The sequence below is a fragment of the Streptomyces sp. B93 genome (genome assembly GCF_018070565.1).
GTDB lineage: Bacteria > Actinomycetota > Actinomycetes > Streptomycetales > Streptomycetaceae > Streptomyces.
In genome coordinates, this window is the sequence record NZ_JAGPXL010000016.1 from 1 (window position 1) to 24221 (window position 24221).

Below are 24221 nucleotides of genomic sequence, written 5' to 3' on the forward strand. Positions count from 1 at the left end.
GGGCTGCTGTTCGCCGGGGTGAGCGTGGTCGTCGGCTGCCGGGCGGCCGGCACCGACGCGATCACACCCGTGGCACAGCTGCTGTCCTTCCTGCCGTGGCTGCTGGTGCCGGTGGGCGCCGGGCTGCTGCTCGCGCTGGTCGCGCGGTGGTGGGCCGGGCTGGTGTGGGGGGTCGTCGTCCTCGGAGTGCTGGCGTGGTTCATCGAGCCGTACGGCAAGAGCCTCTCGCCGGGCGGTACGCCGGTGGCGTCCTTCCGGGTGCTCACCGCGAACGTGCAGTACGGGCGGGGCACGGGGGCCCTGGTGGACGCGGTACGGCAGCACCGGCCGGACGTGGTGTTCGTACCGGAGTGCGAGGAGTCCTGCGCCGCGCGGCTGACCACGGACCTCGACGCCGACTACCCCCACCGGCAGGCCGTCGCGGGCTACGGCTCCGACGGCGCGGTCATCCTCAGCCGCTTTCCGCTGCGGGGCACCGACCCCGTCCCCGGTGACCTGGGCATGCCCGGTGCCGTCGCCGAGGTGCGCGGGAGGGCCGTACGGCTCCAGCTCGCGCACCCGATGCCGCCGGTCCCCGGCGACCTCGACCTCTGGCGGCGCGACCTGGCCGCCCTGCGCGACTTCGCCGCCGACCACCGGGGTACCCCGCTGATCGTCGCCGGGGACTTCAACGCCTCCCAGGACCACGCGGCCTTCCGCCGCGTCCTCGACACCGGCCTGTACGACGCCGCCCGGCTGACCGGCGCCGACCGCACCCCCACCTGGCCCGCCCGCACCGCGCCCCGCTTCGGGGTGCAGATCGACCACGTCCTGGTCTCCCGGGACTTCTCGGTGCGCGACACCCGCTTCCTGGACCTGGCCCGCACGGACCACCGCGCGCTGCTGGTGGACGTGACCCTGCACCGCGGGAACGACGGCGCGGACCGCCCCTGACCGGGACGGCCCGCGCTCTTCGGTCGACTGCCGGGGCTCAGGCCCCGATGTCGCAGCCGTCGGCGCGCCACACGGCCACCACGGCCGGGCGGTTGACCTTGCCGGGGCCGTCGGGCCAGGCGCTCAGCGGATTCTCGGCGGAGGCGCCGTCCAGCTCACCCGGGTGCTGCACGGCGACCAGCACCCGCCGGTCCTGGATGATCGGGCCACAGGTCTCGGCGCCCTTCGGCACCGTCAGGAACTGCTTCAGCTCACCGCGCCGCTCACCGCGCGTGGCCACACCGAAGAGACCGTCGTGGGAGCCGAGCTGGTTGCCGTCGGTGGAGATCCACAGGTTCCCGTACGGGTCGAAGGCGACGTTGTCCGGGCAGGAGATCGGGCTGACCTGGTCCTTGGGGAACCCGGCGAAGTAGGTGGCCGGGTCGGACGGGTCACCGGCGACCAGGAACAGGCTCCAGGCGAACCTGGTGCTGTCGGCGCGGTTCCAGCGCTCGGTCAGCTCCAGGACCTGCCCGTGCTTGTTGCCGATGCGCGGGTTGGCCTCGTCGACGCCCGGGTTGCCGGAGGTGCCGCGGCGGGAGTTGTTGGTGAGGGCGACGTACACCTTGCCGGTGTGCGGGTTGGGCTCGACGTCCTCGGGGCGGTCCATCTTCGTGGCACCGACCTTGTCACCGGCGAGGCGCGTGAAGACGAACACCTCCTCCGCGGTCATGCCCTCGACGTGCGAGACGGCACCCTTGGCGGTGGCGGTGGCCAGCGGAATCCACTCGCCGCTGCCGTCGAACTCCCCGTCGGACGGGAGCTTCCCAGTGCCGTCGATCTCGATGGCAGGGGAGTCACCGGTGAGCTTGGCGACGTACAGCGTCCCTTCGTCGAGCAGCGAGAGATTGTGCTCACGCGCGGCCCGCGACTGGCCCTTCTTCATCCGCTTGCTGCCGACGAACTTGTAGAAGTAGTCGAAGCGCTCGTCGTCACCGGAGTAGACGACGGGACGGCCGTCGTCGGTGAGCCGCACGGTCGCACCCTCGTGCTTGAAGCGGCCGAGCGCGGTGTGCTTGCGCGGGGTGGAGTCGGGGTCGTACGGGTCCAGCTCGACGACATAGCCGTGCCGGTGCACCTCGTTGGGCTCCTGGGCCAGGTCGAACCGCTTGTCGAAACGCTCCCACTTGCGCTCGCTGGCCCCAGTGGGCAGCCCGTAGCGGGCGCCGGTGGTCCCGCTGCTGTTGGCGAAGTACTGGTTGAAGTTCTCCTCGCCGTGCAGGGTGGTGCCCCACGGGGTGGTGCCGCCCGCGCAGTCGTTGAGGGTGCCGAGGACCTTGGTGCCGGTCGGGTCGGCGGACGTCTTCAGCAGGTCGGAACCGGCGGCGGGGCCGGTGAGCCGGAACTCGGTGGTGGCGGTGACCCGCCGGTTGAGCGAGTGCCGCGGTACGGCGGTCAGCTTGCCGGTACGGCGGTCCTCCTCGACCACGACGACGGAGAGGCCGTGCGCGGCCCAGGCGATCTCGACCTGCTCACGGGTCGGGTTGGCGGCGTCGTACCCACGGAACATGAGCACTTCGTCGGTGTACTCGTGGTTGGCGACGAGCAGCTGCCGCCCGCGCTCACCGGGGAGGGGCATCAGAGCGAGGAAGTCGCAGTTGTACCCGAACTGCCCGGCCTGCGCCTTCGCCGTCTGCTTCTCCGCGTCGAAGGCGGGGGCGCCCCGCAGGATGGGCTCGCCCCAGCGGATGACCACGTTCTGCCCGTAGCCGTCGGGGACGGTGACGGCGTCGGCGGTGTTGGGGGCGACGGGGGTGAACCGCAGCCCGCGAGCACCCTTGCCGGGCTTGCCGGGCTTGCCGGGCTTCTTCCCCGCGGCCGGGGCGGCCTGGGCCTCCGGCGCGGCGGCCACGGAGACGGCGGCACCGGCGGCGGCGGTCGCGGTGACCACGGCGGCGGCGCGCATCACGGAACGGCGGCTGAGGGCACCGGCGATGACATCACCGACGTACGGGTTCGCGGAGGTGTTCGGCACCTCGTGGAAACAGGCGTCACCACAGCGGTACCGGCAGGTGAGGGCGGACCGCCCACCAGGATGGGCTTCGGACGACGATGACGACGACGAGGTTCTGATGATGGGCAGCTGCATGCGCACTTGGTTCTCCCCTAGCTTCCCCTTTGGATCCAGCTCGACGGACGCTAGGAGCACGTTTGTGCGGGAGCGGGGCGCCGGGGTGAACGACCGGTGAACCCCGGGCATCCGTCACGCCGTTGCCCGAACGGCCGGGACCCCTCTTGACGAGCGGCCCCGCGGCCGCCCCGCCCCTTCCCAAGATCACCGCACGGGGCCGCTAACCTTACGTGTCCGTCCTGGCCAGGGATCGACGGGCTACAACTCATGCGAAGGGTTGCGCACCATGGGCATTCTCACTCTCTTGCGGAACGCATTCAGCCGCTCACGCAAGACCCGCGACACCGAGACGGCAACGCCGACGCCGGAGCCCTCCGCGCAGGAGCCCACACCGACGTCGGAGCCGACGCCGACCTCGGCATCGGCATCGGCATCGGCATCGGCATCGACTACGACGGAGCCGTCACCCCCCAAGATCCCCTCTCCTTCCCCGGTGCCCTCCCCCTCGGTCGTCGACGACCTCGTCTCCGCCGCCTTCGACAACGTCACGGTCCAGAAGCCGACGGTCCCGGCGGCACGGGAGTCGACGGACGGGGCGGAGCGGGGCCGGGGGGTTGCGGAGACCTCGGACGCCAAGGAGACCTCGGACGCCCAGAACGTCCAGGACGCCTCGGAGACCGCTGAGGCTGCCGAGGTTGCGGAACCCACCGGGACGCCGGCAGCGGAGACGGCGGACAGCCCGAAGACCGCAGAGACCGCAGAGGCGCAGGAGCCCGCAGCGCGGGAGGAGGCGGCGCCGGCGGAGCCCACCGCGAAGGCTGACCAGCTCACGGAGCCGGAGAAGCGGGAGACGGTCGCGGAGGAACCGGCGGCAGCCGACGAACCGGCCGCGGCCGACAAGCCGACGGCGACGGAGGAAGCGCCCACCGAGGAGAAGCCGGTCACCACGGACGAGCCGGTCACCAAGGCGGAAAGGGTCGCCGAGGCGGAGCCGGTCACCACGGATGAGCCCGTCACCGAGGCTGAGCCGGTGGCGGAGGCGCCGCAGGCCGAGGAGGCGCAGCCGAAGGAGTCCCCGGCCGCAGAGGAGAAGCCCTCTGCCGAGGAGAAGCCCGCAGCCGAGGACGCGGCGCCGGCGGAAGCCGTTGCGGAGCCCGAGGCGGAGGCCAAGGCCGAGCCCGATTCCGAACCGCAGCCCGAGGCGACCGCCGATTCAAAGGCGGAGGTCGCAGAGACCGCCCCCGAGGCAGACGCGCAGACCGGGGCAGCGGCCAAGGCGGAGACGGTCGCCGCGCCGGAGGCGAAGACGGAGGCGGTCACGGAGCCGAAGGCCGAGGCGGTCACGGAGCCGCAGGCAGAGGCGGAGCACAAGCCCGAGCCGGAACCCGACCCCGAACCCGCGACCGACCCCACTCCCGAGCCCGCAGCCGCCGACGGCGAGTCCGCCCCCCAGGGGCCACCCGCCCCCGACAACGAGAGCCGCACGGGTGGTGCGGGTGGGAACCCCACCGAGGCCGAAGGCGAAGCCGAGGCCGAGGCCGAGCCTCCCGTCCCCCCAACCCTCCGCACCGCCTACACCACCGCCGCCACCACCCTCACCACCCACAACCTCACCACCACCCCCGCCAAGACCTACCTCGTCCTCGACCGCTCCGCCTCCATGCGCCCGTACTACAAGGACGGCTCCGCCCAGGCCCTCGCCGAGCAGACCCTCGCCCTCGCCGCCCACCTCGACCCCGCGGGCCCGGCGAACGCCACCGTCCACGTCGTCTTCTTCTCCACGGAACTCGACGGCACCGGCGAGCTGACCCTCACCGACCACGAGGACAAGATCGACACCCTCCACGCGTCCCTCGGCCGCATGGGCCGTACCAGCTACCACGCCGCCGTGGAAGAGGTCGTGGCCCACTACGAGAAGTCCGGCACGGACGCCCCCGCCCTGGTCATCTTCCAGACGGACGGCGCCCCCGACGCCAAGACCCCCGCCACCCAGTCCCTCACGGACGCGGCGAAGAAGCACCCCGACATCCACTTCGCCTTCGTCGCCTTCGGCGAGCACGACAACAAGGCCTTCGACTACCTCCGCAAGCTGAAGACCGGCAACACGTCGTTCTTCCACGCGGGCCCGACCCCGAAGGAACTCACGGACGCGGAACTCTACGAGGGCGTCCTCGCCAACTGGCGCCCGTAAAACACCACGGCAGAAGACCAGGGCAGAAGACCACAGCAGAAGATCACCGAGACCACCCCGGCCGCCCCTTCCCACCCCTCAAAACGGGAAGCGGGCGGCCGCCCCGTGTCGGCTACGATTTCAAGGTTCACAAAACGACCGACCTGGGAGCAGCCGCGATGGCTCGACACCTCATCACCAGCGCCCTTCCGTACATCAACGGGATCAAGCACCTGGGCAACATGGTGGGGTCCATGCTCCCGGCGGACGTGTACTCCCGCTACCTCCGCCAGCGCGGCCACGACGTCCTCTACATCTGCGCCACCGACGAGCACGGCACCCCCGCGGAACTCGCCGCGAAGGAGCAGGGCCTGCCCGTAGCGGACTTCTGCGCGCAGGCGCACGACGCCCAGAAGGCGATCTACGACGGCTTCAGCCTCGCCTTCGACTACTTCGGCCGCTCCAGCTCCCCCCAGAACCACGAGATCACCCAGGAGATCGCGCGGGAGCTGAAGGCGAACGGCTTCATCGAGGAGCGGGCGATCCGCCAGGTCTACTCGATCACCGACGGCCGCTTCCTCCCGGACCGCTACATCATCGGCACCTGCCCCCACTGCGGCTACGACAAGGCCCGCGGCGACCAGTGCGAGAATTGCACCCGGGTGCTCGACCCCACCGACCTCATCGAGCCCCGCTCGGCGATCAGCGGCAGCAGCGACCTGGAGGTCCGCGAGACCAAGCACCTGTTCCTCCTCCAGTCCGCGCTCGCGGGCGAGGTCGAGAGCTGGGTCGACGAGCGCGCCGACAACTGGCCGGTGCTGGCGTCCTCGATCGCCCGCAAGTGGCTCACGGAGGGCCTGCACGACCGCGCGATCACCCGTGACCTCGACTGGGGCGTCCCGGTCCCGGCCGACACCTGGCCGGACCTCGCCGCCGAGGGCAAGGTCTTCTACGTGTGGTTCGACGCCCCGATCGAGTACATCGGCGCGACGAAGGAGTGGGCGGACCAGGACCCGGAGCACCGCGACTGGCGTTCGTGGTGGTGGAAGTCGGACTCGGACGTCCACTACACGCAGTTCATGGGCAAGGACAACGTCCCCTTCCACAGCGTCATGTTCCCGGCGACCCTGCTGGGCACCCGCGCCCCGTGGAAGAAGGTCGACGTCATCAAGGCCTTCAACTGGCTGAACTACTACGGCGGCAAGTTCTCCACCTCGCAGCGCCGGGGCGTCTTCACCCACGACGCCCTCGAAGTGCTCCCCGCCGACTACTGGCGCTACTTCATGATGGCGAACGCCCCGGAGTCGGACGACTCGTCCTTCACCTGGGAGCACTTCACGGCCACGGTGAACAAGGACCTCGCCGACACCCTCGGCAACTTCGTCAACCGCGTCCTGTCCTTCTCCAAGAAGCGCTTCGGCGAGGAGGTCCCGGCGGGCGCGGAGCCCGGTGAGGCGGAGGAGAAGCTGGGCGAGGAGATCGCCCGCCTCCTCACGGAGTACGAGCAGCAGATGGACGCCCTCCAGTTCCGCAAGGCGGCAGCCGCCCTGCGCGCGCTGTGGTCCGCGGGCAACTCCTACCTGGAGGAGAAGGCCCCCTGGCTGGAGATCAAGACGAACAAGGAGGGCGCCGCCCTCACCCTCCGCACGGCGATGAACCTGATCCACCTCTACGCGATCGTCTCGGAACCGTTCATCCCGACCACGGCGGCAGCCATGCGCCAGGTCTTCACCCTCCCCAACGACACCGCGACCTGGGCCACCCAGCCCGAGGCGAAGTCCTTGACCAAGCTCCCCGCAGGCACCCCCTTCACGGTCCCCCCGGTCCTCTTCGCCAAGCTCACGGAAGACGACCTGGCAGCGTACAAGGACCGCTTCGGCGGCGAAGAGGCGTAACAAAGCGGGCCCCAGACCTCCGCCACCACGGCAACCTGGGGCCCACAGCCGCCCCGGCATCACTTTTCCGGGTCGGTCCGCCTGGGCACCAGCCCCGCCGCAGAACTGTGGAGGAACCTAGTGGCCGTGGACCTTTCCTTCTACAAGTCGCCCCTCTCCCAGGAACTCCGCGAAGCAGGCCGAGAGGCAGGCCGCGAAGAAGGCCGCGAAGAAGGCCGCGCCGAACGCGCCGCGCTGGACATCCTGAAGGTCCTGGCGAAGCGCGGCATCGAGGTCTCGGAAGAGGTCCAGGAGCGCATCACCCACTGCGACGACCTCGAAACCCTCGACCGCTGGCTCCTGGAAGCCGTAGTCGCCCCCACCGCCGAAGCGATCTTCACCGACGACGAAGTCTGACCCACCCGGCCCTGGACACATCCCTCCACCGGCCATGATCCTGTGAGGCCATCGAACCAAGTGGGGGGACCACCCATGGCACTCTTCGGCAACGCCCACGCCATCGACCCGGCGCAGGCCCAGCAGGAGTACGCCCGTCTGCTGGGCCAGGGCGAGCAGGTGCACGCCGCGTATCTGCTGATCCGCGACACCATCCTGTTCACCGACCGGCGGCTGATCCTGGTCGACAAGCAGGGCATCACCGGCAAGAAGACGGAGTACCACTCCATCCCGTACCGCAGCATCACGCACTTCGCCGTGGAGACGGCGGGCACCTTCGATCTCGACGCCGAACTGAAGATCTGGCTCTCGGGCTCCGCGACGCCGATCCAGAAGACCTTCACCAAGGGCGTCGACATCTACGAGGTGCAGGCGATACTGACGCAGTTCGTCGCGCGGTAGCCACCAGCGGGGCGGTGGAGGCGTCAGCTCCCCGACGCGTACGCCACGAAGTCCGACCAGGTTTCCGGCGCCAGCGCGAGACGGGGGCTGGCGCCGCGGTACTTGGAGTCACGGACGTGGACGATGCCGGGGGTGGTGGCTATTTCGACGCAGGAGTCGCCCTCCGGGCCATCGCTGTAACTGCTCTTGAACCACACCAGTTCGGAGGCGTCCCCGGCGGCAATCACGCGGATCATGTTTCTCCCAGCAGTTGTTCGACGAAGGTCAGCGACTCCCGTGGGGTGAGAGCCTGGGCCCGAATGGTGCTGTACCGCAGCTCAAGGATGCGGAGCTGTTTCGGGTCAGAGGTCGGACGGCCGTTGTACGCACCGTCGGAGCGGCCCGTCGCCGTACCGTCCTCGAACTTCAGCACCTCGATCTTGCCACTCAGCCCAGGGTGAGCCCCAGAGTCCGTCGGCATCACCTGGAGGGTGACGTTACGCAACTGCGCGACTTCGAGCAGGTGTTCAAGCTGCTGACGCCACACCATTGTGCCTCCGACCCTTCGGCGCAGTGTCACCTCCTCTTGGACGAAACTGAGCGCGGGCCGCGGGGAGCGCTCGAAGATCGACTTGCGTCCCATGCGAGCGGCCACCAGACGTTCCAGTTCCGGCTCCGAGTAGGAAGACTGAGACACCTCGAACAAGGCTCGCGCATGTTCCGGAGTCTGCAACAGGCCATGGATGCTGAGCCCGACGTACACCCCCATCTCGACGGCCTTCGCCTCCATGTCCGCCAGATCCCGCACTTTCCTCGGATACCGAACCTTCTCCACGTCCTCCTTCATCGCGGCGAGCAGCCCACCCGCCCCCAGCACCCTGTCGGCGTCCTCCAGATACTCGGGCCTGGGAATCCGCTTCCCTCCCTCGATCTTGTACACCATGTCCTCGCCGTACCCGAGCCGCTTCCCGAACTCGGCGGCCCGCATCCCCACCGCCTCCCGCCGCAGCTTCAACTGCCGCCCCACGGTGGCGATGACGGCGACTCCCCACTCGTCGTCCGGATCAACCTCCCACCCCGGCTCATCCGCCTCCGTCCTGAGCCGCACCGCCTCCGTGTCCACCAACATGTCCGTGTCGCCCTCCGTCGTACCGCAACGTCGCTCCTCACGGTAAGGAGTCCCGGACACGCTGAGTGACGTAATGCGGGAACTCACCTCTACGTGGTCGACGGGCCACCGGAGCCTGAGGGCCCATACCCCGGTCTGACCTGCGCTCCCTGTGAACCACCCACTGAGGAGAAAGCACCCCCACCAAGCCCCACCCCTCCCTCCCGCCGGGCAAACTCACTCGCGCGAGTGAATATGCCCAACTCGGCTGGATTCGGGACCGGTTGCCTGCCTTACGCTCACCGCAGCAGGCCACAACCCCCCAGACATGCGACGGCCCCCGCAGGGACGGCAATCCCAGTGCGAGGGCCTGACCACCGAGGAAGTAGGGCTTCCCGATGGACTCCGAAAACCCTAGCGCGCCCTCGCGCGCCCAGTCCCGTATCCCGGGCAAAAACCACCCCCACGCGCGCCCGAGCTCCGGCGTGATCCACGACAACGTCCGCCTCACCGAGAACTTCACGGTGATCGGCAACGACCTCACCCAGCACAAGGAGCTGTCGCTGCTGGCGATCGGGCTGGGCTGCTACATCCAGTCGGTGCGGCCGGGCACGGCGATCGACATCAAAACCCTCGCCGCCCGCTTCCCGGAGGGCCCCACCCGCATCGCCGCGGCCCTGCGAGAACTCGAATCCCACGGCTACCTGCGTCGTACCCGCTTACGGGCCCCGACCGGCCGGATCGTCACCCGCACGGTCTCCAGCAACAGGCCCGGCCACCGCACCACCGCGCCCGACACCACCAGCAGGCCCGCCCGACGCCCGGCCGCCCAGGACAAACCCCCGCCCCGCAAGCGGCGCCTCCCCGCCGTACCCCAGCCCTCGTTCGCCGCCCCCGCCCTCCTCCGGACAGCCGTCGACGTCCTCGCCGGACTCCGCCGCCACGACCCTCGCCTCCTCCTCTCCGCCACGGACGCCGAACACCTCGCCCCGGCCGTCGCCGCCTGGCTCGAACGCGACGTCACCCCCACCGCCGTACGCCAAGCCCTGACCGAGAACCTCCCGCTGGAACCCCTGATCCGCCCGGCCGCCTTCCTGGCCCACCGACTGACCGCCCAGCTCCCACCCCTCCCCCCGTTCCGTCCCCCAGCCCCGCCGCCCCCGGCGCCCAGACACCCCCTCCAGACCTGCGACGGCTGCGACCGCGCCTTCCGCGCACCCGAGCCCGGCCGCTGCCGCGACTGCCACTCCGATCTGCCGGAGCCCGCCGAGATCGCCGACCGGACTATCTCCACCAAAGGCCTGCCACGTTGAGAATCGGCGGCTGACGCCTGCGTTTCGTATGAAGTGTGGGGTAGCTTTGTATGAAGCACATGCTAGGGAGGTGCCCCATGTCCGCCACTCAGATCGACATCGATGACGACGCCCTCGCGGAGGCGATGAGGCTGTCCAACGCGAAGACGAAGAAGGAGATGGTCAACCTGGCTCTTCGGGAGTATGCCGAGCGTCGTCGGCGTACCGAGGCCCGCATGCGTCACCTGGAACGGGCCCAGCAGTGGGACGAGGCCGGGTTCTGGGCTCGGCACGCGGCGGAGAAGAGTTCTCCAAGCGACAACCACGCGGACAAGGACATCGCCTGACCGTGATCCGCTACCTTGCCGACTCCACCGCCGTCTGGCGACTTCAGCGCGATCGGAAGCTCAACGACCTCTGGGCACATGAGATCGACGAAGGCGCCATCGGGTCGTGCGCCGCACAACGGACGGAGTTCTTGCAGTCGGCGCGCAGCCTCGACGAGTTCGACCACATGACGGAGATGTTCGCCGACCTGTACCCGGACGTCCTGGTCCCCAAGGCCGCCTGGCGTTGGATCGAGGCGGCCCAGTACCGGCTCGCCCAGCGGGGACAGCATCAGGGCCTGTCGCCGGTGGACTGGCTGGTCTGTGCCACGGCCGCTCACCACGGCCTCGTCGTCCTGCACGACGACCACGACTTCCGGGCCGCAGCGCTCGTGCTCACCGATGTAGTGGAACGAAACGTGTTCGCAGCGGTGGGATGACCGCCGGACCACGGGGGCGGCCTCACCTGGAGCATCGGAAGAGGGAACCGCCTGGCCGGGTCCGCTACTCCGGCCGCAGCACGAACTCCGTCACTCCCCGCATCCGCACGCTCGTCCCCTGCGGCTCCAGATCGCCCCTGACCGTCACCTCCCAGCCGTTACGTCATGCGCCGTGCGTGAAGGGCCGGATCACGCCCTGCCGATGTTCTGTCGCATGAGGGCGGGCTGTGGCTAGCTGTGGAACCTGAAAAGGGCCCGGAACCGATCACGGTTCCGGGCCCTTCGCTCAGGCGAGCACTACTTCGGCTGCGGCTTGCGCACCGACAGGTGCAGTTCCTTCAGGCGGGCCTCGTCCAGTTCCGTGGGGGCGCCCATCATCAGGTCCTGGGCGTTGCCGTTGAGCGGGAAGGCGATGGTCTCGCGGATGTTGGGCTCGTCGGCGAGCAGCATGACGATACGGTCGACGCCGGGGGCGATGCCGCCGTGCGGCGGGGCGCCGAAGCGGAAGGCGCGCAGCATGCCCGCGAACTGCTCCTCGACGGTCTCCCGGTCGTAGCCCGCGATCTCGAACGCCTTGAGCATGATCTCGGGCTCGTGGTTCCGGATCGCGCCGGAGGACAGCTCGACGCCGTTGCAGACGATGTCGTACTGCCAGCCGAGGATGTCCAGCGGGTCCTGGGTCTGAAGGGCCTCCAGGCCGCCCTGCGGCATCGAGAAGGGGTTGTGCGAGAAGTCGATCTTGCCGGTCTCCTCGTCCTTCTCGTACATCGGGAAGTCGACGATCCAGCAGAAGCGGAAGACGTCCGACTCGAAGTGGCCCGCGCGCTTCGCGGCCTCCACCCGCACGCCGCCCATGATCTTCGACACCTCGTCGAACTCGCCCGCGCCGAAGAACACGGCGTGCCCGGGGGCGAGGGAGAGCCGCTTGGTCAGCTCGGCGACGTTCTCCTCGGTGAGGAACTTCGCGATCGGGCCGGACAGCGCCCCGTCCTCGCCGACGCGCACCCAGGCCAGGCCCTTCGCGCCCAGCGAGACGGCGTACTCACCGAGCTGGTCGAAGAACTTGCGGGGCTGGCCGGAGACGTCCGGCACCGGCAGGGCGCGCACGTGCTTGCCCGCGAAGGCCTTGAACTCGGAGCCCTCGAAGATGTCGGTGATGTCGACCAGCTCCAGCTGGGCCCGCAGGTCGGGCTTGTCGGAGCCGTACTTCAGCATCGCCTCGCGGAAGGGGATGCGCGGGAACGGGGACGTCACGTGGCGGCCGTTGCCGAACTCCTCGAACAGCTCGGTCATGAGCTGCTCGATGGGCTGGAAGACGTCCTCCTGCTCGACGAAGCTCATCTCGACGTCGAGCTGGTAGAACTCGCCCGGCGAGCGGTCGGCGCGGGCGTCCTCGTCGCGGAAGCAGGGCGCGATCTGGAAGTACCGGTCGAAGCCGGAGATCATCAGGAGCTGCTTGAACTGCTGGGGCGCCTGGGGGAGGGCGTAGAACTTGCCCGGGTTCAGGCGGGAGGGGACGACGAAGTCGCGGGCGCCCTCGGGGGAGGTGGCCGACAGGATCGGCGTCGCCATCTCGTTGAAGCCCAGCGCGGTCATCTTGTGACGGATCGCCGAGATCACCGCCGTACGCAGCATGATGTTGCGGTGCATACGCTCGCGGCGCAGGTCCAGGAAGCGGTACTCGAGGCGCCGCTCCTCGTTGACCCCGTCCTCGGTGTTGATGGTGAAGGGCAGCGGGGCGGCGGCGCCGAGCAGCTCGACCTCGCCGACCTCGACCTCGATCTCACCGGTCGGCAGCTCGGGGTTGATGTTCTCGGTGCCCCGGGAGACGACCTGGCCGTCGACGCGGACCGTGGACTCCTTGGAGAGCTTGTCCAGGGCTTCGTAGGCGGCGGTGCCGGGACGAGCGACGAGCTGCGTGATGCCGTAGTGGTCGCGCAGATCGATGAAGAGGATGCCGCCCAGGTCGCGCCGATTGTGCAGCCAGCCACTCAGCCGGACGTCGGTGCCGACGTCAGAGGCGCGGAGCTGCCCGCAGGTGTGGGACCTGTACCGATGCATCGTCGTTCATCCAGTCTTCGCGGATCGGGGCCGTGTTTCACGTGAAACAACCCCAAGGGTACCGGGCAGCCCAAGATCAACTCTCATCCATAACAGGCGGGCCCCGTACGACTTCAGTGGCATCGTCCAATCACCTCTTCTTACAGTGGGGCAATGCGCACTGGTGAGCCCCTGCCCGCCGTGGGGCAGGTCCTCGCCGCCCTCGCGACCGGCCTCTGGCACTGGGACACGGCGTCCGGGCAGGTCACGGTCGACGCCGAGGCCGCACGGCTGCTCGGTCTGCCCGCCGATCCGACGACCCTGACCGAGGCCCAGGTCAGGGCCCGGCTGCACCCCGTCGACTGGAACGAGATCACCGGTGTGGTGCAGCTCGCCGTCGCCGAGGGCACCCTCGCGGAGGTCAGAATCCGGATCATGGACGACCGGGGCCGCATCATCCGCGTCGTCCGGTCCAGGTCCAAGCCGACCTTCGACACGCAGAAGCGGGCCTACGAGCTGATCGGCACCCTCCAGGAGGTGACCGAACCGGCGCCGGGCACGCCCGCCGGGCGCAGCGCGGTCACCGGCGACTGGCGGCGCTCCCGGGAGGCGTTCCTGCTGGACGCGGGCCGGGCGCTGGCCGAGGCACGGTCCACGGATGAGGTGCTCAGGGTCGCGGCGGGGCTGTCGATGCCGGGGTTCTCCCCGGACGGGCTGGCCGTGTTCGGGGTGGACGGCGAGCGGCTGACGATCATCGGCCACCACGGTCAGCAGGACGGCGACGAGGGCCCCTTCACCCAGATGTCGGTGGACACCGACTATCCGGCGGCGGAGGTGGTGCGCACCGGTCGGGCGGTGTACCTGTCCACGCCGGAGCAGTACAAGTCGCGCTATCCGCTCACCTGGCCGCTGGCCCAGCACTTCGGCCGCCGCTCCTGGGCGTTCCTGCCGCTGACCGTGGCCGGGCGGACGATGGGCGCCTGGATGGCGGCGTTCAGCTATCCGGTGGCGTTCACCCCGGACGAGCGCTCCGTGCTGACGACGGTGGCCCGGATGCTCGCGCAGGCCCTCAGCCGCGCCGGTGCCGCCGAGTCCGAGCGGGAGCTGACCGACGGCCTCCAGCGCTCCATGCTGCCCACGCTGATCCCCCGGATCCCGGGCATGAGCGTCGCCGCCCGCTATATCCCGACCGGCGGCGGCCTTCAGGTCGGCGGGGACTGGTACGACATGATCCCGCTGCCCAGCGGACGGTTCGCGCTGGTCATCGGGGACGTCCAGGGGCATGACGTACGGGCGGCGGGGCTGATGGGGCAGCTGAGGACGGCCCTGCGGGCGTACGCCTCCGAGGGGCACCGGCCCGACGCGGTGCTCTCCCGCGCCTCCCGCTTCCTGCACGGCATCAGCGCCGCCGCCGACGAGGACGACTTCGCCGCCCTGCGCTTCGCGACCTGCCTGTACGTCGAGGTCGACCCGGCGACCGGGACACTGGACCTCGCCCGCGCCGGGCACCCGGACCCGGCGATCCGGATGGCCGACGGGACGGTGCTGAAGCGGCCGACGGCGGGCGGGCTGCCGCTGGGCATCGACCCGGACGCCGACTACCCCACCACCCGGATCCTGCTGGAGCCCGGCGAGACCCTGCTGATCTGCACGGACGGCCTGATCGAGACCGGCGGCCACGACCTGGACACCGGCTGGCTGCGCATCCGTACCACCCTGGAGGAGCACAAGGGCGACCTGGAGGAGCTGGCCGACGCCCTGGTGCGGACGGTGCACGGGCCGTCGTCGTACTACACCACCGGGCCGCTCGCCGACCGGCGCGAGGACGACATCGCCCTGCTGCTGCTCTGCCGGGAGGGCGAGGACTGCGGCTGCGGCGGCACCGTCGCCGTACCGCCGCGGGTGCGCCGCACGATGATGACGGTGGCGCAGGCCGAGCCGGAGCGGATCGCCGTGGCCCGCCAGCAGTTGCGCGAGCTGCTGCACGACTGGGCCTCGACCGACCAGGTCGACTCGGCGGTGCTGCTGCTCTCCGAGACGCTCACCAACGTCCTCGTCCACACCGACACCGACGCGCTGGTCACCGCCGAGGTGCAGGGCGACGCGGGCGGGCGGCGGCTGCGGGTGGAGGTCACCGACGCCAGCGACGACCTGCCGCACAAGCGCAGGCCCGGCGAGCTGGCGTCCTCCGGGCGCGGTCTGCTGATGATCGAGCTGCTCGCGGACGACTGGGGCGTGGATCCGCGCGGCGAGGGCAAGAGCACCTGGTTCGAGCTGGGCGAACGCTACGACGACCCGGACGGTTCCTGAGCCCCGTACCGGCCGCGCAGTTCCAGGACGACGCCGAAGGCGGCGGCGGTCAGCGGCACCGCGAGCAGCATGCCGAGGATTCCGGCGACGGACGCGCCCGCGGTGATGGTGACCATGACGACCGCCGGGTGCATCTGCACGGTCCGGCTCTGGATCACCGGCTGGAGCACATGCCCCTCCAGCACCTGCACGGCCAGCACCACCCCGAGCGCCCACAGCGCGATCACGAACCCCCGGTCGGCGAGCGCCACCAGCACCGCCACCGCCCCGGAGATGAAGGCGCCGAGGTAGGGGATGTAGGCGCCGACGAAGACGAGCGCGCCGAGGCCGAGCGCGCCGGGCACATCGAGGATCAGCAGGCCGACGGTGATGCAGACGGCGTCGATGAAGGCGATGAAGGTGGTCCCGCGCATGAAGCCCTCGACGGCCCGGAAGGCCCGCCGCGCCATCGCCTCCACCAGCTCGGCGCTGCCGCTGGGCGCGAGGCCGCGCAGCGCTCCGGCGGCCCGGTCCGCGTCCCGCAGGAAGAAGAAGACCAGCAGCAGGGCGAGCACGGCCATGGCGAGGCTCTCCCCGACGACGCTGACGCCGCTGATCACCCCGGAGGCGGCCGTGCCGCCGAACCGGTCGAGCAGCTCACGGGCGTTGGAGGCCAGGTCGTCCAGTGAGGTCCCGGCCGCTCCGAAGTGCCGGGCGAGGTCCTGGGCGGCGGTCCGCAGCGAGGCGAGGATCTGGTCGCCGGTGTCGATGAGCGCGGCGACGATGATGTAGACGGCGCCGCCGACCACGGCCACCACGGCGACACAGGTCAGCCCGGCCGCGAGGGAGGGGTTCACACGGGCCTTGACCAGCCGCCGGTGCAGGGGGCCGAGCAGCGCGGTCCCGAGCAGCGCGAGCAGCACCGGCACCACGGCGGTGCGCAGCTCGGCGCAGAGCCGGATGCCGACCCAGACCACGCCCGCGACCAGCAGCAGTACGGCGCACCAGGCGGCGAGTCTGCGTACGGGGTCGGGGAGCAGCGGCACGTCCCCAGCGGATCATGCCGCGGCCGGGCTGTCCTGTGCGGACGGCCCGGCCGGGTGACGCCATGTCAACTCGTCTGGTCAGATGCCGTTCTCGGTCATCCCGTGGACGGCGGGGACGGAGCCGAGGCGGCCCTTCTGGAAGTCCTCGAAGGCCTGCTGGAGCTCCGCCTTGGTGTTCATGACGAAGGGACCGTAGTGGGCCATGGGCTCCCGGATCGGCTGCCCGCCGAGGAGGACGACCTCCAGGTCCGGGGTGTGGGAGTCCTGCTGCTCGTCCGCGCGGACGGTGAGCGAGCCACCCTCCCCGAAGACGGCCGTCTGCCCCTGGTGGACCGGGCGGCGCTCCGCACCGACCGTGCCGCGTCCGGCGAGGACGTAGGCGAGGCCGTTGAAGTCCTCCCGCCAGGGCAGCGTGATCTCGGCGCCCGGCGCGAGGGTCGCGTGGATCATGGTGATCGGCGTGTGGGTGATCCCGGGGCCCGCGTGACCGTCCAGCTCACCGGCGATGACGCGGAGCAGCGCGCCGCCGTCGGGGGAGGTGAGCAGCTGGACGCTGCCGCCGCGGATGTCCTGGTACCTCGGCGCCATCATCTTGTCCTTGGCCGGGAGGTTCACCCACAGCTGGAGCCCGTGGAAGAGACCGCCGGAGACCACGAGGTGCTCCGGGGGAGCCTCGATGTGCAGCAGGCCGGAGCCCGCGGTCATCCACTGGGTGTCACCGTTGGTGATGGTGCCACCACCGCCGTGGCTGTCCTGGTGGTCGAAGATGCCGTCGATGATGTAGGTGACGGTCTCGAAGCCGCGGTGGGGGTGCCAGGGGGTGCCCTTGGGCTCGCCCGGCGCGTACTCCACCTCTCCCATCTGGTCCATCATGATGAACGGGTCGAGATAGCGGTAGTTGATCCCGGCGAACGCCCGGCGCACCGGGAAGCCCTCGCCCTCGAAGCCGCTCGGTGCGGTGGTGACGGCGAGCACGGGACGTGCCACGGCCTCTGCGGCGGCGGTCACGCGGGGCAGCGTCAGCGGGTTCTCGACGGTCACTGCGGGCATGTCGGTACCTCCTTGTGCGACCAGTTTAGTTGAGCGTTGAACTTTCTGCTACCCCCAACAGAGAAAGCCCGGAGGGCATTCCCTCCGGGCTGCTCGAACGGGGCCGGATACCGGTTCGAACGGGCCGGATACCGGTAGCCGGGGCCGGCTATCCGTACATCCTGCGCATGGCGAAGTCGACCATCTCCTCCACGGCCTTCGCATCGAAGACGATGCGATGCTCGCCCTCCATGTCGAGGACGAAGCCGTAGCCGGTCGGCAGCAGGTCGATCACCTCGGCACCGGTGATCACGAAGTACTTGGACTCCTTGCCCGCGTACCTGCGCAGTTCCTTCAGCGAGGTGAACATCGGGATCACCGGCTGCTGGGTGTTGTGCAGCGCGAGGAAACCGGGGTTGTCGCCGCGCGGGCAGTACACCTTCGACGTCGCGAAGACCTGCTGGAAGTCCTCGGCGATCATCTGCCCGGAGGTGAACGCCCGGACCGCGTCCGCGAGCGAGGGAGGGGACGGCTCGGGGTACAGCGGCGGCTGCTGCCCGTATCCGCCGTTCATCGGCTGCTGCGGAGGGGCGTACTGCTGCTGGGGGCCCACGGTCTGGTCGTAGCCGTACATGAGCGCAAGAGTACCGAGCGCAGCGGTCCCCCACCGGAGCCTCCGTCACCTGAGCCACGCGTCACAGATGCCCGATCGGGGTTGCTTCTTATTACCGACGGGTAGCATCATCGTAGCTACTTGTTGGTACGTGAACTAGGTGCGAGGAGACAGTGCCTCGCCGACTCTCTTACGGAGCCAGACGCCATGGGGCACTACAAGTCGAATCTCCGCGACATCGAGTTCAACCTCTTCGAAGTACTCGGGCGCGACCAGCTGTACGGCACCGGCCCGTTCGAGGAGATGGACGTGGACACCGCCAGGAGCGTCCTCGAGGAGCTGACCCGGCTCGCCGAGAACGAGCTGGCCGAGTCCTTCACGGACGCCGACCGCAACCCGCCGGTCTTCGACCCCGAGACGAACACCGCGCCGGTCCCGGCGTCCTTCAAGAAGAGCTACCAGGCCTTCATGGACTCCGAGTACTGGCGCCTCGGGCTGCCCGAGGCCATCGGCGGCACCACGGCTCCCCCGTCGCTGATCTGGTCGTACGCGGAGCTGATCCTCGGCGCCAACCCGGCCGTGTGGATGTACTCCTCCGGCCCCGCCTTCGCCGGGATCCTCTACGACGAGGGCAACGACGTACAGAAGAAGATCGCCGAGATCGCCGTCGAGAAGCAGTGGGGCTCGACGATGGTGCTCACCGAGCCGGACGCGGGCTCCGACGTGGGCGCCGGGCGCACCAAGGCTGTCCAGCAGGAGGACGGGTCCTGGCACATCGAGGGCGTGAAGCGCTTCATCACCTCCGGTGAGCACGACATGTCGGAGAACATCCTCCACTACGTGCTCGCGCGCCCCGAGGGCGCCGGACCCGGCACCAAGGGCCTCTCCCTCTTCCTCGTGCCCAAGTACCTGTTCGACTTCGAGACGGGCGAGCTGGGCGAGCGCAACGGTGTCTACGCCACCAACGTCGAGCACAAGATGGGCCTGAAGGCCTCCAACACCTGCGAGATGACCTTCGGCGACCGCCACCCCGCCAAGGGCTGGCTGATCGGCGACAAGCACGACGGCATCCGCCAGATGTTCCGGATCATCGAGTTCGCGCGGATGATGGTCGGCACGAAGGCGATCTCCACGCTCTCGACCGGCTACCTGAACGCGCTGGAGTACGCCAAGGAGCGCGTCCAGGGTCCCGACCTGGCGAACTTCATGGACAAGACCGCGCCCAAGGTCACCATCACCCACCACCCCGACGTGCGCCGCTCGCTGCTCACGCAGAAGGCGTACGCGGAGGGCATGCGCGCCCTCGTCCTGTACACCGCCTCGGTCCAGGACGCGATCGCGGTGAAGGAGGCGGCGGGCGAGGACGCCAAGGCCGAGCACGCGCTCAACGACCTGCTCCTGCCGATCGTCAAGGGCTACGGCTCCGAGAAGGGCTACGAGCAGCTCGCCCAGTCGCTCCAGACCTTCGGCGGCTCCGGGTTCCTCCAGGAGTACCCGATCGAGCAGTACATCCGGGACTCCAAGATCGACACCCTCTACGAGGGCACCACGGCCATCCAGGGCCAGGACTACTTCTTCCGGAAGATCGTCCGCAACCAGGGCGCCGCGCTGAACACCCTCGCCGAGGACATCAAGAAGTTCCTCGCCCTCGGCACCGGCGGCGAGGAGTTCTCCACGGCCCGCGAGCACCTGGCCAAGGCCGCCGTCGAGCTGGAGGCGATCGTCGGCCTGATGCTGACCGACCTCGCCGCCACCGAGCAGGACGTCAAGAACATCTACAAGGTGGGCCTGAACACCACGCGCCTGCTGATGGCCTCCGGTGACGTCGTCGTCGGCTACCTGCTGCTGAAGGGCGCCGCGATCGCCGCCGAGAAGCTGCCCTCGGCCTCCGCCAAGGACAAGGCCTTCTACACCGGCAAGATCGCCGCGGCGAAGTTCTTCGCGGCCACCGTCCTGCCCGGCGTCACCCTGGCCCGCAAGGTGGCCGAGGGCGTCGACCTGGACGTCATGGAGCTGGACGAGGACGCGTTCTAGTCCCCGCCTCCCAGGGCACCGAGCGGGCCGTATCCGGACACACCGTCCGGGTACGGCCCGCTTCGTGCTCCCCGGCGCCGACGCGACCCGCGAGGCGACCGTTCCCACGTCGTTAAGGTGAACTCCATGAGCGCACCCTCCCGCTTCGACCGCGGCCACACCGACGACCTGATGTCCTTCCTGGCGGCCAGCCCGTCGCCGTACCACGCCGTGGCGAACACCGCCGAACGGCTGGAGAAGGCGGGCTTCCGCCAGGTCGCCGAGACGGACGCCTGGGACGGCACGAGCGGGGGCAAGTACGTGCTGCGCGGCGGCGCGATCGTGGCCTGGTACGTCCCCGAGGGCGCCGCACCGCACACCCCCTTCCGGATCGTCGGCGCCCACACCGACTCCCCCAACCTGCGGGTCAAGCCCCTGCCGGACACCGGCGCGCACGGCTGGCGCCAGATCGCCGTGGAGATCTACGGCGGCCCCCTGCTGAACTCCTGGCTCGACCGCGACCTCGGCCTCGCCGGCCGCCTCAGCCTGCGCGACGGCTCCACCCGCCTGGTCAACGTCGACCGGCCGCTGCTGCGGGTGCCGCAGCTCGCCATCCACCTGGACCGCGCGGTCTCCTCGGAGGGCCTCAAGCTCGACAAGCAGCGCCACCTCCAGCCGGTCTGGGGCCTGGGCGACGACGTCCGCGACGGCGGCCTGATCTCCTTCCTGGAGGCGGAGTCGGGGCTCGCGGCGGGCGAGGTGACGGGCTGGGACCTGATGGTCCACTCCGTGGAGCCGCCCGCCCACCTGGGCCGCGACCGGGAGCTGGTGGCCGGGCCCCGGATGGACAACCTGCTCTCCGTGCACGCCGGGGCGGCGGCCCTGGCGGCGGTGGCGACGGCCGACGCGGGGCTGCCGTACATCCCCGTCCTCGCCGCCTTCGACCACGAGGAGAACGGTTCGCAGTCCGACACCGGCGCCGACGGACCGCTGCTCGGCAGTGTGCTGGAGCGCTCGGTGTTCGCCCGGGGCGGCGGCTACGAGGACCGGGCACGGGCCTTCGCCGGGACCGTCTGCCTCTCCTCCGACACCGGCCACGCCGTCCACCCCAACTACGCCGAGCGCCACGACCCGACGCACCACCCGCGCGTCAACGGCGGCCCGATCCTGAAGGTGAACGTCAACAACCGCTACGCGACGGACGGTTCGGGGCGGGCCGTGTGGGTGGCGGCCTGCGAGAAGGCGGGCGTGCCCTTCCAGTCCTTCGTCTCCAACAACTCCATGCCCTGCGGCACCACGATCGGCCCGATCACCGCGGCCCGGCACGGCATCAAGACCGTGGACATCGGGGTGGCGATCCTGTCCATGCACAGCGCACGGGAGTTGTGCGGCGGGGACGACCCGCATCTGCTGGCCAACGCGCTGGTGGCGTTCCTCCAGGGGTGAGGCCCGCCCGCCGGGTCCGGGGGTGAGGACTGCCCACGACGTCTCCGGGTACCCGTTGTTGACCGGAAAGACGGAACGACCGGACCGGGCAGGAGGCGACAACTCATGGGCCTCGGCGGGTGCATCATCCTCATCGCCGCGGGAGCCATCCTCACCTTCGCGACCAACTGGGAGATGGAAGGCGTCAACCTCGACCTCGTCGGGATCATCCTGATGATCGTCGGGCTGATCGGCGTCACCACGTTCAGCAGCATCGCGAGGCGCAGGCGCGTGGTGGTGCCCCCCGCGACGCCGGTGATCGACGAGGAGCGGCCCCACTCACGACGGGACGGCTACAGCGACGGCTACGGCATGTGAGCACCACGCCCGGCACGGGCACCGTCAGACATCCAGCCCGGCGAGGACCAGCGGCAGCCGGTCCTCGCCGGTCGCCGTCAGCCGGACGGGGACGCCCCAGTCCTGCTGGTGGACATGGCAGGCGGGGTACGCGTTCTCCGGGTCGTCGTCGCAGGACGCGGCCGTCGCGGAGACGTGCAGCACCCCTTCCGGCACGGCCGGGTTCAGCTCCAGGGCGCGGGACAGCTCGGTTCCCGCGCCCTCGCCGTGCAGCAGGAGTTCGGGCGGGGTCGCGGAGACCAGCAGCCGGGTCGAGGGGCCGTACCGGGTGTCCAGCTTCTGACCGGCCGGGGCCTGGAAGACCACGTCCAGCCGGACCTTCCCGGCGGCGACCTCGGTGGCGGCGCGCCGGGTGCGGTGGGCGACCGCCTCGACGCGGACGGCCTCCTCGGGCAGCCGCAGCCGGGTCAGCCGGTGCCGCCCGGACTCCACGACGACGATGTCCTCCCCCGCCACCACGGCACCGCTCGGTTCGCGCAGGTCCGTCGCGAGGGTGGTGACCTCGCCGGTGGCCGGGTCGTAGCGGCGCAGGGCGTGGTTGTAGGTGTCGCTGACGGCGACCGAGCCGTCGGGCAGCGCGGTGACGCCCAACGGGTGCTGGAGGAGGGCCTGTCCGGCGGCGCCGTCACGGTGCCCGAAGTCGAACAGGCCGGTGCCGACGGCGGTGTGGACGGCGCCGTCCGGGTCCACCCAGCGCAGGGCACTGGTCTCGGAGTCGGCGAGCCACAGCCGGTCCCCGGTCGCCGCGAGCCCGGACGGCTGGGCGAACCAGGCCTCGGCGCCGGGTCCGTCGACGAGCCCCTCGTTGGCGGTGCCCGCGGCGACGGCGACGGTGTCCGCGTCGGGGTCGTAGGCCCACAGCTGGTGGATGCCGGCCATGGCGACCCAGACCCGGCCCCGCCACCAGGCGACGTCCCAGGGGGAGGACAGGTTCACCTCGCGGGCCGGGCCCGACGTGGTGTCCCCGTGCATCCACTGGGCGCCGGTCCCCGCCAGGGTCGTCGTACGGCCCGTCTCCGGGTCGAAGCGGCGCAGGGCGTGGTTGACGGTGTCGGCGACCACCACGGAGCCGTCGGGCAGCAGGGCGAGTCCCTGGGGCTCACTGAAGGAGGCCGTGCCGGCGCCGCCGTCCGTGAGGCCGCGCGCCCCGGACCCGATCCGCCGCACCACGGTCTCCCCGTCCGCCGCCAGCTCCACCAGCTGGTGCCGGGTGGTGTCGCTGACCAGGAAGGTCCCCGAAGGCAGCAGGATCGCCTTGCCGGGGAAGCGCAGCACGGTCGGCTCCGGCTCCGGAGCGACGTACGGGCCGTCGCCGCGGCGCAGGGTGCCCTTCGCCTCGTGCTCCGCCTCCAGTTCCGTCACCAGGCGCTCGATGGCGTGCACATGCCCCTCACCGGCGTGCTGGGCGACAACGTATCCCTCCGGGTCGATCACGACGAGCGTCGGCCACGCGCGCACGGCGTACTGCTTCCAGGTCGCCAGCTCGGGGTCGTCGAGCACCGGATGCTCGACGCCGTACCGCTCCACCGCGTCCGCGACCGCCTCGTGGTCGGCCTCGTGCACGAACTTCGGGGAGTGCACCCCGATCACCACGACCGTGTCCCGGTGCCGCTCCTCCAGCTCCCGCAGCTCGTCCACGACATGCAGGCAGTTGATGCAGCAGAACGTCCAGAAGTCCAGGACGACGATGCGTCCGCGCAGGTCGGCGAGGCTGTACTGGCTGCCACCGGTGTTCAGCCAGCCGCCCTTGCCGGTCAGCTCGGGGGCGCGGACGCGGGCGCGGCGGCGGGGGGACGAAGCGGTCATGGACCCAAGAGTGCCACCCGCCACCGACAATCGGCCGGTCAGGCCAGCCGGTGCCCGGTCGTCGCGTCCACATGGGCCGGTACGGCGTCGTGGCGGTCGCCGACGGTGAGGGTGCCGGTGGGCTCGAAGAGCAGGATGCGCGTCGGGACGGGGGCGTACGGCTTGTGCTCGATACCGCGCGGGACGGTGAAGACGGAGTCCTTCACGAGCACGACCGTGCGCTCCCCGCCGGGCTCGCGCAGGCCGATGTGCAGTTCCCCCTCCAGGACGAGGAAGAACTCGTCCGTGTGGTCGTGCACGTGCCAGAGGTGCTCGCCCTCGACCTTGGCGACGCGGACGTCGTAGTCGTTGACGGCGGTGACGATGCGGGGGCTCCACTGCTCGGAGAAGGAAGCGAATGCGGCGGGCAGGGAGACGGGCTGTGAGACGGGTTCGGATGCCATGCGGCCATCC

At 70.3% G+C, this 24221-nt stretch carries 22 protein-coding genes; 12 read left to right on the forward strand and 10 right to left on the reverse strand.

What is annotated here, in order from left to right:
• Positions 1 to 3: 3 nt before the first annotated feature.
• The gene (locus KBY47_RS17590) at positions 4 to 933 is read left to right on the forward strand and encodes an endonuclease/exonuclease/phosphatase family protein (protein ID WP_247694866.1); all 930 of its coding nucleotides are present in this window, start codon (positions 4 to 6) and stop codon (positions 931 to 933) included.
• A gap of 37 nt (positions 934 to 970) precedes the next feature.
• Here KBY47_RS17590 and KBY47_RS17595 read toward each other — a convergent pair whose 3' ends face one another.
• Positions 971 to 3067: a PhoX family phosphatase gene (locus tag KBY47_RS17595; RefSeq protein ID WP_210922096.1), complete on the reverse strand. Its 2097-nt coding sequence runs from the start codon at positions 3065 to 3067 to the stop codon at positions 971 to 973.
• A gap of 234 nt (positions 3068 to 3301) precedes the next feature.
• The gene (locus KBY47_RS37230; RefSeq protein ID WP_308405189.1) at positions 3302 to 3517 is read right to left on the reverse strand and encodes a hypothetical protein; all 216 of its coding nucleotides are present in this window, start codon (positions 3515 to 3517) and stop codon (positions 3302 to 3304) included.
• A 19-nt stretch (positions 3518 to 3536) separates the two neighbouring features.
• Here KBY47_RS37230 and KBY47_RS17600 point away from each other — a divergent pair, with 19 nt between their 5' ends.
• The 4 genes from KBY47_RS17600 to KBY47_RS17615 all read left to right on the forward strand — a co-directional run bounded on the left by KBY47_RS17600 (position 3537) and on the right by KBY47_RS17615 (position 7945).
• On the forward strand, positions 3537 to 5234 hold the full coding sequence (locus tag KBY47_RS17600; RefSeq protein ID WP_308405190.1) for a VWA domain-containing protein: 1698 nt from the start codon (positions 3537 to 3539) through the stop codon (positions 5232 to 5234).
• 158 nt (positions 5235 to 5392) lie between these two features.
• Complete coding sequence (gene metG / locus KBY47_RS17605; RefSeq protein WP_210922098.1) at positions 5393 to 7108, forward strand: methionine--tRNA ligase; 1716 nt, start codon at positions 5393 to 5395, stop codon at positions 7106 to 7108.
• Between the two features lie 126 nt (positions 7109 to 7234).
• A complete protein-coding gene (locus KBY47_RS17610) occupies positions 7235 to 7504 on the forward strand; it encodes a hypothetical protein (protein ID WP_210922099.1) in 270 nt (89 codons plus the stop codon).
• A gap of 75 nt (positions 7505 to 7579) precedes the next feature.
• Positions 7580 to 7945, forward strand: coding sequence for a PH domain-containing protein (locus KBY47_RS17615; protein WP_210922100.1), 366 nt, complete (start codon positions 7580 to 7582; stop codon positions 7943 to 7945).
• A 23-nt stretch (positions 7946 to 7968) separates the two neighbouring features.
• On the opposite strand, the gene KBY47_RS17620 is transcribed toward KBY47_RS17615, so the two are convergent.
• Both KBY47_RS17620 and KBY47_RS17625 read right to left on the reverse strand, forming a co-directional pair.
• Entirely contained in the window at positions 7969 to 8181 is a 213-nt protein-coding gene (locus tag KBY47_RS17620; protein ID WP_210922101.1) for a DUF397 domain-containing protein, read from the reverse strand.
• The gene (locus KBY47_RS17625) at positions 8178 to 9053 is read right to left on the reverse strand and encodes a helix-turn-helix transcriptional regulator (RefSeq protein ID WP_210922102.1); all 876 of its coding nucleotides are present in this window, start codon (positions 9051 to 9053) and stop codon (positions 8178 to 8180) included. The genes KBY47_RS17620 and KBY47_RS17625 overlap by 4 nt, the downstream gene beginning before the upstream one ends.
• A gap of 377 nt (positions 9054 to 9430) precedes the next feature.
• Between KBY47_RS17625 and KBY47_RS17630 the strand changes: the two genes are divergently transcribed.
• From KBY47_RS17630 to KBY47_RS17640, 3 genes are all read left to right on the forward strand, one after another.
• Positions 9431 to 10345 carry a helix-turn-helix domain-containing protein gene (locus KBY47_RS17630; protein ID WP_210922103.1) on the forward strand — a complete coding sequence of 305 codons (915 nt, stop codon included), beginning with the start codon at positions 9431 to 9433 and terminating at the stop codon, positions 10343 to 10345.
• 77 nt (positions 10346 to 10422) lie between these two features.
• Positions 10423 to 10671, forward strand: coding sequence for a type II toxin-antitoxin system VapB family antitoxin (locus tag KBY47_RS17635; RefSeq protein ID WP_210922104.1), 249 nt, complete (start codon positions 10423 to 10425; stop codon positions 10669 to 10671).
• A gap of 2 nt (positions 10672 to 10673) precedes the next feature.
• A complete protein-coding gene (locus KBY47_RS17640) occupies positions 10674 to 11090 on the forward strand; it encodes a PIN domain-containing protein (protein ID WP_210922105.1) in 417 nt (138 codons plus the stop codon).
• A gap of 297 nt (positions 11091 to 11387) precedes the next feature.
• On the opposite strand, the gene aspS is transcribed toward KBY47_RS17640, so the two are convergent.
• Positions 11388 to 13151, reverse strand: a complete 1764-nt coding sequence (aspS, locus tag KBY47_RS17645) for an aspartate--tRNA ligase (protein ID WP_210922106.1) — start codon at positions 13149 to 13151, stop codon at positions 11388 to 11390.
• Between the two features lie 153 nt (positions 13152 to 13304).
• Between aspS and KBY47_RS17650 the strand changes: the two genes are divergently transcribed.
• Positions 13305 to 15440, forward strand: coding sequence for a SpoIIE family protein phosphatase (locus KBY47_RS17650; RefSeq protein WP_210922107.1), 2136 nt, complete (start codon positions 13305 to 13307; stop codon positions 15438 to 15440).
• On the opposite strand, the gene KBY47_RS17655 is transcribed toward KBY47_RS17650, so the two are convergent.
• The 3 genes from KBY47_RS17655 to KBY47_RS17665 all read right to left on the reverse strand — a co-directional run bounded on the left by KBY47_RS17655 (position 15416) and on the right by KBY47_RS17665 (position 18128).
• On the reverse strand, positions 15416 to 16465 hold the full coding sequence (locus KBY47_RS17655; RefSeq protein WP_210922108.1) for an AI-2E family transporter: 1050 nt from the start codon (positions 16463 to 16465) through the stop codon (positions 15416 to 15418). The genes KBY47_RS17650 and KBY47_RS17655 overlap by 25 nt on opposite strands.
• Before the next feature lie 78 nt (positions 16466 to 16543).
• Positions 16544 to 17515 carry a pirin family protein gene (locus KBY47_RS17660; RefSeq protein ID WP_210922109.1) on the reverse strand — a complete coding sequence of 324 codons (972 nt, stop codon included), beginning with the start codon at positions 17513 to 17515 and terminating at the stop codon, positions 16544 to 16546.
• Positions 17516 to 17663: 148 nt separating this feature from the next.
• Positions 17664 to 18128, reverse strand: a complete 465-nt coding sequence (locus tag KBY47_RS17665; RefSeq protein ID WP_210922110.1) for an SseB family protein — start codon at positions 18126 to 18128, stop codon at positions 17664 to 17666.
• A 186-nt stretch (positions 18129 to 18314) separates the two neighbouring features.
• Between KBY47_RS17665 and KBY47_RS17670 the strand changes: the two genes are divergently transcribed.
• The 3 genes from KBY47_RS17670 (at position 18315) to KBY47_RS17680 (ending at position 21923) form a co-directional block, all read left to right on the forward strand.
• On the forward strand, positions 18315 to 20141 hold the full coding sequence (locus tag KBY47_RS17670) for an acyl-CoA dehydrogenase (RefSeq protein ID WP_210922111.1): 1827 nt from the start codon (positions 18315 to 18317) through the stop codon (positions 20139 to 20141).
• A 126-nt stretch (positions 20142 to 20267) separates the two neighbouring features.
• Entirely contained in the window at positions 20268 to 21566 is a 1299-nt protein-coding gene (locus KBY47_RS17675) for a M18 family aminopeptidase (RefSeq protein ID WP_210922112.1), read from the forward strand.
• A 105-nt stretch (positions 21567 to 21671) separates the two neighbouring features.
• Complete coding sequence (locus tag KBY47_RS17680) at positions 21672 to 21923, forward strand: DUF6458 family protein (RefSeq protein WP_210922113.1); 252 nt, start codon at positions 21672 to 21674, stop codon at positions 21921 to 21923.
• 24 nt (positions 21924 to 21947) lie between these two features.
• Here KBY47_RS17680 and KBY47_RS17685 read toward each other — a convergent pair whose 3' ends face one another.
• On the reverse strand, positions 21948 to 23768 hold the full coding sequence (locus KBY47_RS17685) for an NHL domain-containing thioredoxin family protein (protein ID WP_210922114.1): 1821 nt from the start codon (positions 23766 to 23768) through the stop codon (positions 21948 to 21950).
• Positions 23769 to 23806: 38 nt separating this feature from the next.
• Positions 23807 to 24211: a cupin domain-containing protein gene (locus tag KBY47_RS17690; RefSeq protein ID WP_247694857.1), complete on the reverse strand. Its 405-nt coding sequence runs from the start codon at positions 24209 to 24211 to the stop codon at positions 23807 to 23809.
• Between the last annotated feature and the right edge of the window lie 10 nt (positions 24212 to 24221).

What these genes read in the sequence shown, in the direction of transcription:
- KBY47_RS17665 (WP_210922110.1), bottom strand. Translation starts at nt 18,128, where the DNA reads ATGTACGGCTACGACCAGACCGTGGGCCCCCAGCAGCAGTACGCCCCT.
- KBY47_RS17615 (WP_210922100.1), top strand. Translation starts at nt 7,580, where the DNA reads ATGGCACTCTTCGGCAACGCCCACGCCATCGACCCGGCGCAGGCCCAG.
- metG (WP_210922098.1), top strand. Translation starts at nt 5,393, where the DNA reads ATGGCTCGACACCTCATCACCAGCGCCCTTCCGTACATCAACGGGATC.
- KBY47_RS17635 (WP_210922104.1), top strand. Translation starts at nt 10,423, where the DNA reads ATGTCCGCCACTCAGATCGACATCGATGACGACGCCCTCGCGGAGGCG.
- KBY47_RS17660 (WP_210922109.1), bottom strand. Translation starts at nt 17,515, where the DNA reads ATGCCCGCAGTGACCGTCGAGAACCCGCTGACGCTGCCCCGCGTGACC.
- KBY47_RS17625 (WP_210922102.1), bottom strand. Translation starts at nt 9,053, where the DNA reads ATGTTGGTGGACACGGAGGCGGTGCGGCTCAGGACGGAGGCGGATGAG.
- KBY47_RS17630 (WP_210922103.1), top strand. Translation starts at nt 9,431, where the DNA reads ATGGACTCCGAAAACCCTAGCGCGCCCTCGCGCGCCCAGTCCCGTATC.
- KBY47_RS17620 (WP_210922101.1), bottom strand. Translation starts at nt 8,181, where the DNA reads ATGATCCGCGTGATTGCCGCCGGGGACGCCTCCGAACTGGTGTGGTTC.
- KBY47_RS17675 (WP_210922112.1), top strand. Translation starts at nt 20,268, where the DNA reads ATGAGCGCACCCTCCCGCTTCGACCGCGGCCACACCGACGACCTGATG.
- KBY47_RS17685 (WP_210922114.1), bottom strand. Translation starts at nt 23,768, where the DNA reads ATGACCGCTTCGTCCCCCCGCCGCCGCGCCCGCGTCCGCGCCCCCGAG.
- KBY47_RS17670 (WP_210922111.1), top strand. Translation starts at nt 18,315, where the DNA reads ATGGGGCACTACAAGTCGAATCTCCGCGACATCGAGTTCAACCTCTTC.
- KBY47_RS17680 (WP_210922113.1), top strand. Translation starts at nt 21,672, where the DNA reads ATGGGCCTCGGCGGGTGCATCATCCTCATCGCCGCGGGAGCCATCCTC.
- KBY47_RS17650 (WP_210922107.1), top strand. Translation starts at nt 13,305, where the DNA reads ATGCGCACTGGTGAGCCCCTGCCCGCCGTGGGGCAGGTCCTCGCCGCC.
- aspS (WP_210922106.1), bottom strand. Translation starts at nt 13,151, where the DNA reads ATGCATCGGTACAGGTCCCACACCTGCGGGCAGCTCCGCGCCTCTGAC.
- KBY47_RS17690 (WP_247694857.1), bottom strand. Translation starts at nt 24,211, where the DNA reads ATGGCATCCGAACCCGTCTCACAGCCCGTCTCCCTGCCCGCCGCATTC.